The 14,930-nt window shown below is 45.2% G+C and carries 11 protein-coding genes; 7 read left to right on the top strand and 4 right to left on the bottom strand.

Annotation, left to right across the window (positions count from 1 at the left end):
- Nucleotides 1-107 precede the first annotated feature (107 nt).
- Both AOT82_RS10740 and AOT82_RS10735 read left to right on the top strand, forming a co-directional pair.
- Nucleotides 108-1,025, top strand: coding sequence for a histone deacetylase family protein (locus tag AOT82_RS10740; protein WP_071002975.1), 918 nt, complete (start codon nt 108-110; stop codon nt 1,023-1,025).
- 56 nt (nt 1,026-1,081) lie between these two features.
- Nucleotides 1,082-1,288, top strand: coding sequence for a DUF2905 domain-containing protein (locus AOT82_RS10735; RefSeq protein ID WP_071002974.1), 207 nt, complete (start codon nt 1,082-1,084; stop codon nt 1,286-1,288).
- A 155-nt stretch (nt 1,289-1,443) separates the two neighbouring features.
- Here the strand turns inward: AOT82_RS10735 and AOT82_RS10730 are convergent, their stop codons facing one another.
- Together AOT82_RS10730 and coaBC are read right to left on the bottom strand one after the other, a co-directional pair.
- Nucleotides 1,444-2,226, bottom strand: a complete 783-nt coding sequence (locus AOT82_RS10730; protein WP_071002973.1) for a sulfite exporter TauE/SafE family protein — start codon at nt 2,224-2,226, stop codon at nt 1,444-1,446.
- A 42-nt stretch (nt 2,227-2,268) separates the two neighbouring features.
- A complete protein-coding gene (coaBC, locus tag AOT82_RS10725; RefSeq protein ID WP_071002972.1) occupies nt 2,269-3,666 on the bottom strand; it encodes a bifunctional phosphopantothenoylcysteine decarboxylase/phosphopantothenate--cysteine ligase CoaBC in 1,398 nt (465 codons plus the stop codon).
- A 128-nt stretch (nt 3,667-3,794) separates the two neighbouring features.
- Between coaBC and radC the strand changes: the two genes are divergently transcribed.
- From radC to AOT82_RS10710, 3 genes are all read left to right on the top strand, one after another.
- Nucleotides 3,795-4,478: a RadC family protein gene (gene radC, locus AOT82_RS10720; protein WP_071002971.1), complete on the top strand. Its 684-nt coding sequence runs from the start codon at nt 3,795-3,797 to the stop codon at nt 4,476-4,478.
- A 362-nt stretch (nt 4,479-4,840) separates the two neighbouring features.
- Nucleotides 4,841-7,747, top strand: a complete 2,907-nt coding sequence (locus AOT82_RS10715) for an acyl-CoA dehydrogenase (RefSeq protein ID WP_083328931.1) — start codon at nt 4,841-4,843, stop codon at nt 7,745-7,747.
- Between the two features lie 492 nt (nt 7,748-8,239).
- A complete protein-coding gene (locus tag AOT82_RS10710) occupies nt 8,240-9,616 on the top strand; it encodes a dicarboxylate/amino acid:cation symporter (RefSeq protein ID WP_071002970.1) in 1,377 nt (458 codons plus the stop codon).
- A gap of 94 nt (nt 9,617-9,710) precedes the next feature.
- Here AOT82_RS10710 and AOT82_RS10705 read toward each other — a convergent pair whose 3' ends face one another.
- On the bottom strand, nt 9,711-10,466 hold the full coding sequence (locus tag AOT82_RS10705) for a TSUP family transporter (protein ID WP_058025453.1): 756 nt from the start codon (nt 10,464-10,466) through the stop codon (nt 9,711-9,713).
- Between the two features lie 506 nt (nt 10,467-10,972).
- Between AOT82_RS10705 and nhaA the strand changes: the two genes are divergently transcribed.
- Both nhaA and AOT82_RS10695 read left to right on the top strand, forming a co-directional pair.
- Nucleotides 10,973-12,175: a Na+/H+ antiporter NhaA gene (gene nhaA / locus AOT82_RS10700; protein WP_071002969.1), complete on the top strand. Its 1,203-nt coding sequence runs from the start codon at nt 10,973-10,975 to the stop codon at nt 12,173-12,175.
- A gap of 377 nt (nt 12,176-12,552) precedes the next feature.
- Nucleotides 12,553-13,905 (top strand): oxygenase MpaB family protein, encoded by a 1,353-nt coding sequence (locus AOT82_RS10695; RefSeq protein ID WP_071002968.1) that lies wholly within the window; start codon nt 12,553-12,555, stop codon nt 13,903-13,905.
- 10 nt (nt 13,906-13,915) lie between these two features.
- Here the strand turns inward: AOT82_RS10695 and AOT82_RS10690 are convergent, their stop codons facing one another.
- Nucleotides 13,916-14,650, bottom strand: coding sequence for an NUDIX hydrolase (locus AOT82_RS10690; RefSeq protein WP_071002967.1), 735 nt, complete (start codon nt 14,648-14,650; stop codon nt 13,916-13,918).
- Between the last annotated feature and the right edge of the window lie 280 nt (nt 14,651-14,930).

Here is a 14,930-nt window from a genome sequence, read left to right as displayed (position 1 = left end):
CGTCAGTTTATTCACTCATATAGTTTACGCAATGAGGCCGCACTTAGCGGTCGCTCATCTATCTATTTGCATATCCAAAAAACCATCAATATTAAGCTAGAATTCTTATGCTAAAAATTGCCTACTCTGACGTCTTTCGCTACTCTGTGCCCGAAAAGCACCGCTTCCCCATGCAAAAATACATCTTGATTCCGGAGCGCTTATTGAGTGAGGGCACGGTCAGTCAAGATAACTTCTTTGCCCCTGCCTGCTTAAGCGAAGAGGAGATTTTGACCACTCATACAGCAGAGTACTGGTATCAGCTCAAAACCCAAACGTTACCGCGAAAGGCGGCACGAGCAATTGGGTTTGAGATGACACCGCAGTTGGTGGAGCGCGGTCGCTATATCGCCCATGCAACTTATGAGTGCGCGCTATATGCTCAGCAATACGGTGTGGCGATGAATGTCGCGGGCGGCACCCATCATGCATTTGCCGATCATGGCGAGGGGTTTTGTGTGTTTAACGATGTCTGTATCGCCAGCAATTTATTATTAAATCGCGGACAAGCGAAGAAAATTTTGATTGTGGATTTGGATGTCCATCAAGGCAATGGCAATGCCAGCATCATGGCGGATGAGCCACGCGTTTTTGTCTTTAGCATGCATGGCGCTAAGAACTACCCGTTTCGCAAACAAGTCTCTGACCTAGACATTGAGCTCGATAATAATACAGACGATGCGACCTATCTTAGGTTATTAAAAGACACCCTACCATGCTTGATTACTGAAGTTGCACCAGATATGATTTTTTATCAGTCTGCAGTTGATGTACTGGCGACCGATAAACTGGGTAAACTTGGCTTAACGCAAGCAGGCTGCAAAGCTCGTGATGAATATGTGCTTGAGCAAGCAAAAGCCGCTAGCATTCCAGTTGCTATCGTCATGGGTGGGGGTTATTCTGAAAATATTGAAGATGTGGTCGAGGCGCACTGCAATACCTTTCGAGTGGCACAGCAGCTGTATTTTGGTGAAATAGCTGGTTAAGGTTCAGCGCATGTATGGTGGAGACAAAAGAGTAAAATAAGATTAGCGAGGCTTATATGGCAAAAATACTGATTGTAATTGGCATCGTGTTAGTGGTTGTCGGGGTCATTTGGCTGGTTTTTCCCAATGCCTTTTCGTGGTTCGGCAATCTGCCAGGCGATATCAAACACACCTCAGGCAATACACGGGTTTATTTTCCAGTGGTCACTATGGTAGTTATCAGTGTTATCGCGACCATCGTGTTAAATTTATTCAATCGTTAACCTGAAAAACACTCCCTATAGTCAACTTACTTTAAACCGAGTCAGTGCTACTGGGAGGTTGTTTGTGCCGCATCGAACGATAGCAGCACGTAAGCAAGATTTATACCAGTAGCCTGTAATAGTTGATGGTTTGATTCTGTTTATTACTGACCATACTACAAAAACGCCATCACGCCTTGCCAGCCCACGCGTATTCCAAGCACGACTAGAATCAATAAAATAAGCTGACGAAAACGCGCTTGTGGCAAATAACGACGTAGACGAATTCCGACTAAAAGCGTAACAATAGATATCACACTGAGCAAGGCAATCAGCTGCCACTCATCGCTACTCAATGCCATGATAGGCTCACGCAACACGATAATTTGTGCCACTTTGCCTAAGAAATAACACATGTTGCCGACTTTGGCGATGGTGTTTTTATCATCACTGGCAGAGAGCAGATACATCATCAGTATGGTCGACATCGCATTGGTCGAGCCGCCAATGACGCCTGCACCAAAACCAACAGCAATCAACATGGGCTTCGTATCTGCTAAGCGGATTTGTTTGCCCAGCACGCTACTGGTGACATAAAAACCAATGACCGCCGCCAGCATCAATAGGATATAGGCACTGTTTATCCACAGCAGCAACTGAGCACCCAAGATGCTGCCAAGCAAGCTTGTGAGCGCCAGCAGCCAATAGCGTCTGCCATAGTAGATAAAGTTTTGCCAAACACTGCGCTCACCACCTGCTAGCCAAGTCATGATATTAACCACTAGCGAGGGGAAAATCACCAATACAATGGCATATGGCAATGGGTACATGCTAGCAAGCGCGGTAGTCGTGACGAGCGTCGCACCAAGTCCGCTAATACCGTGTAGCAGCGATGCCAGCGCAAAAATGAGCGTCAGCACTAGCATCTGAGTGCTATCGTTACCAGCTATATTGGTCATATTGTTTATACCATTTGAGGCTCAGCGCCTATATTTATACCACTAGCTGTTTTGACGTTGAGCGATTGTTTCACCAATAATACTGGCTAACTGCTCAGCGATCTTGTCTTTGCTGGCTTTGTCTAACGTTATCGCATCACGCTCATAGCGCTCAGAGAAAAATACCTGCATGGCATTATCGTCACTAGCAAAACCAATATCTGCCCGTGAGACATCGTTACAGGCAATCATATCTAGCGCTTTTGCAGCTAGCTTACCACGCGCATAACGCTCGACATCCTGTGTTTCTGCGGCAAAACCAACGACAAACAGTTCTGGATGAGCAAGAGAAATCGTCGCTAAAATATCAGGGTTTTTAACCAAGCTGAGATTCATAGCATCTTGTGTCTTTTTAATTTTTTGCGGGGCGGCATCGATGGTACGATAATCTGCTACTGCGGCGGTCGCGATAAAGATATCTGCCTTTACGAATTGGTGTTCAGTATAAGCCTGCGGTAGTTCATGCTCATCACCGCAACCACAATCGCTATGATGGTGCTCATGAGTGTGAGAATGACTATGTTCATGTGCGTGTTCATGTGCGTGCTCATGAGAATGGTCATACTCATCTTCAAGATCCAATTGAAGCTCGCTATGCGTACCATCCACACATTGCTGGGCAGCGATCAGCATATCTTTGGCAGACAGCACATCAATTCGTGTGACATTAAGCGGCGTGGGCAATGCCACTTTACCACCAGCGATTAGGATCACCTCTGCGCCAGCCGCCACGCAAGCGCGCGCTAAAGCAAAGCCCATTTTTCCTGAAGAATGATTGGACAAATAGCGCACAGGATCGATTGCTTCTACTGTAGGTCCTGCGGTAATGACCACTCTTTTGCCTGCTAATAATTGCGGCGTCGTGTTCATTGCTTTGAACAAGAGTACCTCAGCCAACAACTGCTCAGGCTCAGGCAGCCGCCCTGCACCCACGTCACCACACGCTTGCTCACCGCTGGCTGGCTGGATAATCTGATAGTTCATATCACGCAGGGTTTGTACATTCAGATTTACCGCAGGATGCGCCCACATCTGCTGATTCATCGCAGGAGCGATAATAACTGGTGCGGTTGTGGCAAGGCACACTGTGGTCAACAAATCATCAGCCATTCCCATAGCCAGACGTGCGAGCGTATTGGCGGACGCAGGGGCAATGACAATTAAGTCCGCCCATTTAGCCAGCTCAATGTGCCCCATCCCCGCTTCTGCCTGCTCATCGAGTAATGAGACATGCACCTCGTTACCCGTCAACGCTTGCAGAGTCAGCGGTGTGATAAATGCTTGTGCGCCTGTCGTCATAATGACGCGCACATCAAAGCCTGCTTTAATCAACAAGCGGGCAAATATAGCAGATTTATAAGCGGCGATACCGCCAGTAATAGCAAGCACAATATTGGACATAAGCGTGGCTTCAATCAAAAAGTGAAAAGATAAAATTGCGCTTATAGTAACAACTATGAGATAAATTGGGTAAAATTTTCCGTATTTACCTCAGATAACAATTAGCAATTTATTCTTAAGGAGTGGCAATGGCGATTAAAGACTGGCATGAGGATGACAGACCACGCGAAAAATTATTGAAATTCGGTGCCGCTCACTTATCTGATGCGGAGATACTGGCCATATTTTTACGTACGGGTACGCAGTCACAGTCAGCGATTGAGCTCGCGCGTCATTTGATCGATCAGTTTGGCAGCCTAGCTGAGCTGCTTGCCGCACCGCAAAAAACCGTTCTTGCTTGTCATGGGATCGGTCCCGCCAAGTACGCTCAGATATTGGCATCGCTTGAGATGGGCACACGTTATCTGGATAGTAAGCTAAAAACGGGGCAAGCACTTGGGCGCTCGCAAATGGTCAAAGATTATATTAGCACCCAGTTACGCGGTGAGCATCGTGAAGTATTTGCTGTCCTCTGTCTGGACAATGCGTTGAACCTGTTAAACTTTGAAATACTGTTCACAGGCGGCATCTCATCGTGTTCCGTCTGTATCAAGCATGTACTCCGGCACGCACTAAGCCATGCGGCTAGCCAGCTCATTATTGCGCATAACCATCCTCATACCGATGCCAAGCCCTCAGCTGCTGACAATCTACTGACCTATGAGCTAAAAAAAGCGTGTGACCTACTAGATATCTCACTGGTCGATCACATCATCGTTGGACGTAACGATACCTTATCTTATGCCGAAAGCTGCCTTGCACCTTTTGGTTAGTTCATGACACTGACCACTCAACTGGTCAGCAAATTTGAGCTACTTGGCAAACCCTACTCATTAGAATCTATTGGGTATGATACCTGATACATATTATCGACACAGCGTAGCACTTTGGCTATTGATAGTCATCAACATCTGTTTCATATTAGTAGCTTGTTCTATAGCAGCTGACGCATTACGCTTTTGTTTTAGCCGTATACAGTACAAGAGTCTGCTAGCAGCACCAAGGTTACTTATGCTGCCAACTATTATATGGTTAGAATTGTTTGTTATAAAACACAATAATAATCGTAACGGTTCATATCTTTTTACTTTCTTATATTTCACACTTTTTATTTAGTATCCCACAGGAGATAGTCATGGCAATTGGCTTGTTTATTTTGGCAGTCATCATTCAATTAGCTGTAGTCTTGGCCATCTTTTTGCTGTCCTTATCACGAGTCACGGGCAGTATTGTTGCCTTGATCACCGTTATTGTTACTGCCATTATCAGTCCATGGTCGCTCCTCTTAGGGGTGCCCATCGCGCTGCTTTGCTTGGTTTTACTCATTACTCCACTGCGCCAATCACTCATTACCAAACCGGTCTATAAGGCTTTGGGTGGTGCAATGCCGAGTATGAGTGATACGGAGCGCGAAGCACTGGATGCTGGTACCAGTTGGTGGGAAAAAGAGCTGTTTATGGGAGCGCCAAATTGGGAGGCTTTTGCCAATTACCCTTATCCAAAGCTCTCAGAAGAAGAGCAAAGCTTCATTGATAACGAAGTAGAAACGCTATGCGCTATGCTCGATGAATGGCAAATACAGCACAAAGATAAAGAGCTGTCACCTGAAGCGTGGCAATTTATCAAAAGTAATGGCTTTTTAGGGTTAATTATTCCAAAAGAGTTTGGTGGTCTAGAATTTAGCTCTTATGCGCAAAGCCGCGTGATGAGTAAAATCGCGTCGCGCTCACCGACTGCGGCAGTGACCTGTATGGTACCCAATTCGCTCGGTCCTGGTGAGCTACTAATGCACTATGGCACGGACGAGCAAAAACAGCGCTGGCTACCGGGTCTCGCCAAAGGTGATGAAGTACCTTGTTTCGGTTTGACTGGACCTGAGGCAGGCTCTGATGCAGGTGCGATCCCTGATACAGGCGTCGTCTGTTATGGCACGCATGAGGGCGAGCAGGTACTTGGTCTGCGTATGAACTTCTCCAAACGCTGGATTACATTAGCACCTATCGCTACTGTCGTGGGTTTGGCTTTTAAGATGCATGATCCTGAAGGGCTGCTTGGAGATCCCAATAAAACTGATTATGGTATAACCTGTGCACTGATCCCTGCCAATCATGAAGGGGTGGTCACGGGTCCACGTCACAACCCAATCGGCTCACCATTTATGAATGGTACGGTCGATGGCAAAGATGTCTTTATCCCCTTAGATTACATCATTGGCGGTGTCGAAAACGCTGGTCGCGGCTGGCGTATGCTGATGGAGTGCTTGGGCGTGGGTCGTGGTATCTCCTTGCCTGCTCTATCGACCTCAGCCAGTGAAATGACCTATCTGTCTGTCGGTGCATTTGCAAAAGTTCGCGAACAGTTCAAAATATCAGTCGGTAAATTTGAAGGTGTACAGGACGCCACCAGTCGCATGGCAAGTAACACTTATATGTTAGAAGCGTTCCGTCATTTGGTAACTTGCGGGTTAAACCAAGGCGGTACGCCATCAGTCATGACTGCAATGGCAAAATATTATGCGACCGAAACCATGCGTAGTGTGGTCAATGATGGTATGGATGTCGTTGGTGGTCGTGCCGTACAGATGGGCCCACGTAACTTCTTAGCGATACCTTATCAAGCAATTCCTGTATCTATCACTGTTGAGGGTGCCAATATTTTGACCCGCTCGCTGATGATTTTTGGTCAAGGCGCGATGCGTTGTCATCCTTATCTATTCGATGAGCTGCAACTGCTACAGAGTGAGGATAAAAAAGCAGCGACTGAAAAATTCGACACGCTTTTCTTCAAACATTTAGGCTATACCTTCAACCGCGGGGCAAAAGCGTTTATCGCAGGTTACGTCGGTGGTAGTGATAATGCGCCACGTTTTGCTGATGCCTTTACTCGTCCTTATTACAAGCATATCAACCGCCTAAGCGCAAGCTTTGCATTGACTGCAGATATGGCGTTAGGACTGTTAGCAGGGGATCTAAAACGTAAAGAGATGCTGTCTGGTCGCTTAGCGGATATTCATAGCCACTTATTTATCGCGACGGCTATTTTGCAATTTTATGAGCATGGTAGTAAATCCGAAGCTGAGCGTTTACATGCCAAAGTTGCACTCCAAAACAGCTTATATACGATTCAAGAAGCTTTTGTGTCTTTCTTTGCCAACTTCCCTAATCGTATGGCCGCCAATGTGGTGAGCTTTGTGACTTTTCCAAGTGGCCGTATCTTTACGCCAGCAAGCGATGAGCTAAAACGTCAGCTGGGTGATACCTTTATGGATGATTTTGCTACCAACCCATTCCGCGATTATCTCAAAACCATGGTGTACTACAATACCGACCCAGATGATGTGACAGGCCGTATGGAGCATGCTTATCAGACCTTGGTTGAGATCGAACCACTGTGGCAGAAGTTTAAAAAGGCAGAACATCAGGACAGCTTTGAAGGCCTAACCTTCGAAGACCATGTGGTACATGCGAGCCAAAACGATAGCATCACTGAAGAAGAGGCTGAGGTCTTGATTCAATATAATGCCATGCGCTTTGATTCATTATTGACCGATGTATTTGATAAGCATCTATCAGAAGCTCAAGAGCGCGATAATCCACATACGCTCGAAAATGCTGTCAATCAACTAACAAATTATGCAGCGCTAAAAAAAGAAGTAAAAAACAAAAGTAGCGTATCGACTGACAGTGAGATGCCAGTCACGCATGAGTTAAATGATACGACAAATACAGAACCACAGACTGGTGATGCCAATCCTAATCACGGCTATGAGAGCGATGGTGATGTAGAAATGGTCAGTGAGCAAGATACTGTGAAAGAAATCAAGTCACAGGCGAATTTTGAGAAATCAAATCCTGAAGCCGAAGCGCTTGATCATCGCTACCGTGATGCAGAGTCTCACCTCAATGAGCGTATGAGTAACAACCACAGTCGCCATATTGCTCCACCTGATGAGGTCGACGAAAGCGCAAGTGACAAACACCTCCAAACCTTAGATGATCAGACGCATCTGCCGCGCGAACGTGAAGAAGATGATAAGGTATAACTAAAAGGTCAATTCAAACGCGTAAACTCATGAGTATCGTGATTATTCATGACGATAAATATAAAACTTCAAAAGCCAGACTGTCTACACGCGACAGTTTGGTTTTTTTTGGAGTTGCCAAAATGTAAACGTATTTTATGACATCAAAGTGATAACACTGGCTTAATATCAATAGTTTGATATATCCATTTACCCTAAAAACTCTTTCATGAATATATTGTTTCATATCAGAAACAAACCGTTTACAATAAATCATCGCTATTTTATGGGCACATAGTTGTGACAGGGATTGTTCTCTTGGAATAAAATGATAAAAAAAATCTTGCAGTGCCCTTACCTATTCTTTTATATTGTCCTCGAAAATGTGACATCAAGCGACAATCACAAGAACTTAATAGTCATAACACGCATTATAGTTAGATTGGCAAACACGGTCACATAGATTTGGGTGACGCTGACTATAGCGCTGTTATGCACACAAAGGATATGGATATGTGGAAAAATATGGGACTGACAGGCAAGATTATCGTTGCCATGGTGCTCGGTATCATACTGGGTCTATTTTTAAACTACTCAGGATTGAATGGCGAAGGCAGCTTCGTTAATACTTACATCACAAATGGTGTCTTTGCTATTATCGGCAAGCTATTTGTTAACTCGCTAAAAATGTTGGTCGTACCTTTAGTACTTATCTCACTGATTTGCGGTGTGTGTGGCATTGGTGATATCCGTCTGCTAGGACGTATTGGTACCAAAACATTTATGATCTATATGATGACAACCGCGCTTGCTATTGCAACGGCGATTGGATTGGGTGTGCTATTTGGTATCGGTAAAGGCATGAATATCGAATCTGAAGCCACGTTTGAAGCCGCATCAGCGCCGCCACTGCTTGATGTGTTCTCAAACATTATCCCATCAAATCCCATCAGTGCGATGGCAAATGGCGACATGCTATCGATTATTTTCTTTGCCATTCTAATCGGTATCAGTATTTTGATGGTGGGTAAACCTGCCAAAGGCTTGGTTCAAAGTCTGGAGCTTATCAATGAAGTCATCTTGAAGATGGTGACCATCATTATGAACCTAGCCCCTTATGGTGTATTTGCGCTGTTAGCCAAGGCGATGTCTGAGCTAGGCTTTGAGTTAATCTTGTCACTGCTAAGCTATATGGCAGTATTGGTTGGGTCTTTGGTCTTCCATTTCTTCGTTACTATGATGATTGTGCTAAAAGTCTCTTCAGGTCTATCTATCAAGACCTTTTTGGCAAAAATGCGCGAAGTACAAATCTTTGCGTTTAGTACGTCAAGCTCAAACGCGACCATTCCGATTACCTTGCGTACCGTTACTAAGCGTATGGGTGTGAATAACTCAGTGGCTTCGTTTACCGTTCCTTTTGGTGCCACCATCAACATGGATGGTACAGCCATCATGCAAGGGACAGCGACCATCTTTATTGCCAATATTTATGGTATTGATTTGGGCGTGACCGAATATCTAACCGTTATCTTGATGTCAGTACTGGCCTCTATTGGTACGGCTGGTGTCCCTGGTGTCGGCTTGATCATGCTGTCTATGGTATTTGCTCAGGTCGGTCTGCCTATCGAAGGTATCGGTCTGATCCTAGGTGTGGACCGTATCCTTGATATGTTACGTACGGCGGTCAACGTTGGCGGTGATGCGGCAGTGACTGCTATCGTAGCAAAATCAGAAGGTAAAATGGATCTGGCGCTATACAACGATCCTAACGCTGGTGCTAAAGACGTGTTCGATGGTCATATCGATGAAGACAACGAGCGTGAATTCTCTAAAGTCATGAATGATGGCATCATGGGTAGTGAGTACGATGACGTTGATCGTCGCCACTAATCATCTCTGCTAGATAGACACTCATAAAATAAAAAACCTCAGCCACATTGGCTGAGGTTTTTTTGTGGTAGATCACGAGTGTGGTTATTCTCATTTAGCCAAAAACGTATTTGGTCAACATCGCTAGACACACCAGCACAATCATCGGACGAATCAGCTTACTACCGCCCTTGACGACCATATGTGAACCAAAATAGGCACCGATGGTTTGTCCCACCATCATTGCCAATCCCACTTTCCACAACACATTGCCACCCAAGATAAAAAATATCAATGAGCCGATATTGGTAGATAAGTTCAGCACCTTTGCAGTCCCTGTCGCTTCAATAATCTGACGACCACGCAATGCCACATTACCCAGCGCAAAAAACATCCCTGTGCCGGGTCCAATATACCCATCATAAAAACCAATCAACGGGGCCACCCCTTTTTGCCACTTACCCTCTGATATACGGGGAGCGGCCTCTACCTCACCAAGCCTAGGGGCAAATAAGGTATAAATACCGATAGCGGCAATCAAAAAAGGAATCAGTTTTTCGAGCAAATCAGGTGGTGACATCTGCACCGCAATGGTACCCAAGACAGAACCGATAAACGCGGCAATAATAGCCACTTTAATACGCTGCGGTTTGACAACGCCCTTTTTTATCATGGTAATGGATGCGGCCAATGCGCCAGACGCCGCTTGTAGCTTATTGGTGCCAAGCGTGAGCACTGGCGGGATATTGGCCAGTAGCATGGCAGGTATGGTCAACAGACCGCCGCCGCCGGCAATCGCATCAATAAATCCTGCCAATGCTGCGACAGCCGCAAGCATCAAAATAATCTCTAGTGAGAAGGTTAAGTCCATAATACTGACCTACAAAATATGGTGATAGGTGATAAAAGAAAAGAAAGCCTCAGATACTAGGCTAAAAAATTACTAATGACACTACTATCGTTGGTAATAGCTATTGTTGATAATAGTAGTGATGAGACGATAAATTCCCTGAAAACTTCTTAAGACATGAGATAACGTCATAATGCGTCGATCATTATAGATATAAAAACGCAAAAAAAGCCAAAAACGTCACAAAGTCTGTTAGATTTAGCCAATAGTGTTCCAAATCTCTCATATAACGGACAGTTTGTTAAAAAGATTTAACGACTTACAACTATTTTGCTCATCGCAGCGCCTTTATAATGTCACTATCATTGAGACGATATAATGGGCTAATGGCGTTATTTCAGCGTATTTTATTGTCTATATTAATAAGAGTGTGAGAAACTGTTTTTGTCTGCTTGCTATATCGTCATGAATAATAGCGTGGATATTTGAGATTATTTAGTAAATTGTACTTAGGAGATGAGGATAATATGGCAATACGAAGGATTAAGGCATTTTTTGAATTTGAGGCAGCAGGCGGTATCGTCTTAGCACTGGCTGCCGTTGCTGCAATGATCATTGCCAACTCCCCTCTTAATGTTTGGTACGAAGGTTTTATTCACGCACCAGTTGCCATTCAAATTGGTGAGTTTGCCATTGCCAAAGATGCTCACCACTGGATCAATGATGGTCTAATGGCCGTTTTCTTTTTCTTGGTCGGGCTTGAGCTCAAGCGTGAAGTATTGATTGGTGAGTTGTCTAACGTCAAGCAGATTATCCTACCAGCTGGTGCAGCACTGGGTGGTATGATCATGCCTGCGATTGTTTATCTACTCTTTAACTACAATGAGCCTGAGTTTTGGAAAGGTTGGGCCATTCCTGCGGCAACAGATATTGCTTTTGCGCTTGGTATTTTGAGCCTTCTTGGCAACCGTGTACCCAACTCTCTAAAAGTCTTTTTGGTCTCTATTGCTATTTTTGATGATATCGGTGCGATTTTGATTATCGCTCTGTTTTATACCAGTGAGTTGTCACTAGAGTCGTTAGCTTTGGCTGGCCTATGTCTGCCATTCTTGTACCTTCTTAATCGTCGTAACGTCACTAGCATCACGCCTTATCTACTTATTGGTATTATCATGTGGATTGCAGTGCTCAAATCGGGTATCCATGCAACATTGGCCGGTGTGGTCTTAGCACTATTTATTCCTATGTTTGACCGCACTGATCCTGAGCACTCTCCGCTTGAAGAGCTAGAGCATGACCTACATAACACCGTCGCCTTTGGTATTTTGCCAATATTCGCTTTTGCCAACTCGGGTATCTCACTCGAAGGCGCAGGTCTTGCTGAATTATTCCATTCAGTACCACTAGGTATTGCCGCAGGTCTGTTTATCGGTAAGCAGTTGGGCGTCATGATTATGTGCTGGTTAATCTTTAAGCTTGGTATCTCAACCATGCCAAAAGGTATGAACTATAAGCAAATCTACGGCGCAGCGCTATTGTGCGGTGTTGGTTTTACCATGAGCTTATTCATTGGTAGCTTGGCGTTCGCTGGCGACACCACTATGTTTGATGAGCGCTTGGGTATCATCATGGGTTCTATCGTTTCTGGTATCGCAGGTTACATCATGCTCAAAGTGAGCTTGAAAGATAATGTCAGCGGCACATCAGTCGATTTGACTCGCTCTCATTAATAGCAAAACGAGTGACTTATGAGCCTATTAGCTTATAAGTCGCTTTTTATTATCTGCAAAAACTTTTAATGAAAAATGTGTATTCAGCCAAGGTTGATTATTGTTAATGAACCCGCTGTAGCATTAGCAATAATTGTCATGTCGGCAGACGAGAATATCCAATACATCGTGCCTGCCGTATCGTTAGGGCGAAAGACGCGCGTGTAAGACTGCCGTTCTTATCTGATGAAATATGTGACCTAAAATCTCGTATCAGTACGATACAAAGACAACGAGAGTCATTGAGTCCATCAATTAACGCTTATAAGTGATGGTTATGGATCGCTCTTACGATACGAATGTTGTTTTATAGCTGACTTATAAAGGTGTTTGATCATATGGATAAGAAAATCAGCAATACTGCAAATATTCCCACCAATAAGACGCAGCATCCATCAACAGCGTTGTATTTGCGTCATGGGCGTACGACTGCTATCGATGACCATAGTGATTTGCAAGTGTTAAAGCGGATTAAGCGATATCTACTACCAAAAGACTTTGCTATCTCGCCTGCGCTACTAGAGGAGATAGTCGCCGGCTACGATATTGGCGATCCACTCGCAGATGATTTGGCCGCTAACAATATCCGCTTTGCAAAGCCCCTACAACAGATTATCAGCGGCGGCGATGGTCTAGACCTAAATAGCGATCTCGCAACCAACGCCTCATTTAATGCACTAACCGAGCAATTTAGCAGTCATCCTGATTGGTTCGATCCCAAACTCGCTCAAATCGGTGCGGTCGCCTATCGACGCTATCCACTGATGCTCATTTGGCTACTGCGTAATGTCGCGCTGATGGCAGGTTATAGCATCCCAGCCCTATCACTACCACTCATTCAGACGGGCGCGTTGATGCACGATGCGCTACCACGGCTCATGCGTACCTATGCCTATATCTTGGCGGTGTCTGAGCATCCACAATCAGATATGGGCATGCGCAATCACTCTCAACCTATCGATCAAGTATTGGCGATTGGCTCTGAGGGCTGGCGACAATCCATCAAAGTACGTCAGATTCATACATTGGTACGGCAAAACTTGCTCAAAGGTAAGGGCAATGCTGCTACAGGCGTGATACCAAACGCCGAGCAACATCACAATCCTGATGGTAGCTGGAATACCGATTATTGGGGCGTGCCGATTAACCAAACCGATATGATTGCCACCCATTTACAGTTCTCGTTGTTAATTATGCGTGGCCTACGCCTGCTCGGCGCCCGTATTAGCCCTGAGGAAGCGGAAGGTATTTTGCACTTATGGAATCTTGCCAGCTACTGGATGGGCGTTGATTTAGAGCGTCTGCCAAAAGATGAAGCGGCTAGCTGGGAATGGCTGTATACCTACTTATCAATACAGCAGCTAGACTTTAAGACGGGGCAGCCACTGGCAAAAGCCTTGCATGATCTACCGCGTCAGTTGATGGGCGAAGACAATCGACGTGGACGCTTTGTGGAGATGGTCAATGCCAGTGTGACACGCACCTTAGTCGGTGATGACATTGGTGACGGCTTAGCTTTACCAAAATCAAAGATACGCTTTGGCGTATTGTCTTCAGTGCCGATTCTTTTTGCGCTTGATACTGCGCGGCAGCACAATGCAACGGTTGCCCAAAAATTAGAAGCATTTCGTGCCAAGCGCCAAGACAATATGAATTGGTGGCTTAAAAAGAACGATGATTATTATAAGTAGATGATATCTATCAGCGTTTGTTTTCTACGCGGTAATACCATTCTAGCTGACGATCAAACCCAGTTTCTAGCAAACTGGCAATGACGCGCCCTGTCAGTCCCCACACCGTCTCACCATCCACTTGCCAACTCGGCGTCAGTATGGTCGCGGTTTGTTCTTGCATTTTATATTCTACCGCATACTCCACCGTTGGCTGGTTGACTAACGACTCTAAATCCGCCCAAAAGATACGCGATATCTCTCCCACTTCAGGAACTAATACCAGACCTGGGGCGATGAGCGCGACAATGGGACGTACACTCATACCGCTTTTGGACGTTTGGATCGGTAGTTGTCCCAGTAATTGCACTTTATTAGGTGGCAGCGCCGTCTCTTCACAAGCTTCACGTAATGCGGTCACGACGTTGTTGCCATCACCTATCTCATGTTTGCCGCCTGCACAGGAGACCTCTCCTGCATGGCTGTTCATATGAGCGGCTCGGCGCGTCAATAAAAGCTTGGGTCGACGCTCATTGGTAATTGCCACCAATATTGAGGCATCGGCAATCGGTGTCTGATACAAGCTGTCCAAAATACGCGTACTTTGTGAGGTGTTGCCACTCTCGTACATCGCTGGACTCGTGAGCGCATTCAATGTCTCGTGTTGTACTCGCTCGGCCAGTTTTCTGAGTGTGGGATGACGAATAAAGCTTGGGACAGCGACGCTAAACTTATTAAAAAAATCAATATTTTCGGGTACGGTCATTATCAAATCCTATGAGTGGTCATTTTCATATTACTCATGAAAATACCGGTGCCAGCATAACAGTATAACCTGTCGCTAGTATGGCAGCCTTTTTTATTAATCAGATTATCGCTTTTGTAGATGTATCTCATATTTACGTTATTTTCGACAAAGTGCGATTTATTGATGCATCGGCTGACTGCTATACATACAGTAGAACCTCAATAAAATTGATGCAGCATAGGAAACGCGCTCGATTAAATGCTACTTTTCTTGCTTGCTGTGACTGCGTCTCCAGAGG

The sequence above is a fragment of the Psychrobacter sp. AntiMn-1 genome, assembly GCF_001854065.1.
In the GTDB taxonomy this organism is placed as follows: domain Bacteria; phylum Pseudomonadota; class Gammaproteobacteria; order Pseudomonadales; family Moraxellaceae; genus Psychrobacter; species Psychrobacter pacificensis.
Note: the sequence above shows the minus strand (reverse complement) of the source record. Positions and strands in the feature narration are given on the sequence as shown.

Excerpts from the sequence above, each read along its gene's own strand:
- coaBC (WP_071002972.1), bottom strand. The coding sequence starts at position 3,666 with ATGTCCAATATTGTGCTTGCTATTACTGGCGGTATCGCCGCTTATAAA.
- AOT82_RS10740 (WP_071002975.1), top strand. The coding sequence starts at position 108 with ATGCTAAAAATTGCCTACTCTGACGTCTTTCGCTACTCTGTGCCCGAA.
- AOT82_RS10735 (WP_071002974.1), top strand. The coding sequence starts at position 1,082 with ATGGCAAAAATACTGATTGTAATTGGCATCGTGTTAGTGGTTGTCGGG.
- AOT82_RS10730 (WP_071002973.1), bottom strand. The coding sequence starts at position 2,226 with ATGACCAATATAGCTGGTAACGATAGCACTCAGATGCTAGTGCTGACG.
- AOT82_RS10705 (WP_058025453.1), bottom strand. The coding sequence starts at position 10,466 with ATGGACTTAACCTTCTCACTAGAGATTATTTTGATGCTTGCGGCTGTC.
- radC (WP_071002971.1), top strand. The coding sequence starts at position 3,795 with ATGGCGATTAAAGACTGGCATGAGGATGACAGACCACGCGAAAAATTA.
- AOT82_RS10710 (WP_071002970.1), top strand. The coding sequence starts at position 8,240 with ATGTGGAAAAATATGGGACTGACAGGCAAGATTATCGTTGCCATGGTG.
- AOT82_RS10695 (WP_071002968.1), top strand. The coding sequence starts at position 12,553 with ATGGATAAGAAAATCAGCAATACTGCAAATATTCCCACCAATAAGACG.
- AOT82_RS10715 (WP_083328931.1), top strand. The coding sequence starts at position 4,841 with ATGGCAATTGGCTTGTTTATTTTGGCAGTCATCATTCAATTAGCTGTA.
- nhaA (WP_071002969.1), top strand. The coding sequence starts at position 10,973 with ATGGCAATACGAAGGATTAAGGCATTTTTTGAATTTGAGGCAGCAGGC.
- AOT82_RS10690 (WP_071002967.1), bottom strand. The coding sequence starts at position 14,650 with ATGACCGTACCCGAAAATATTGATTTTTTTAATAAGTTTAGCGTCGCT.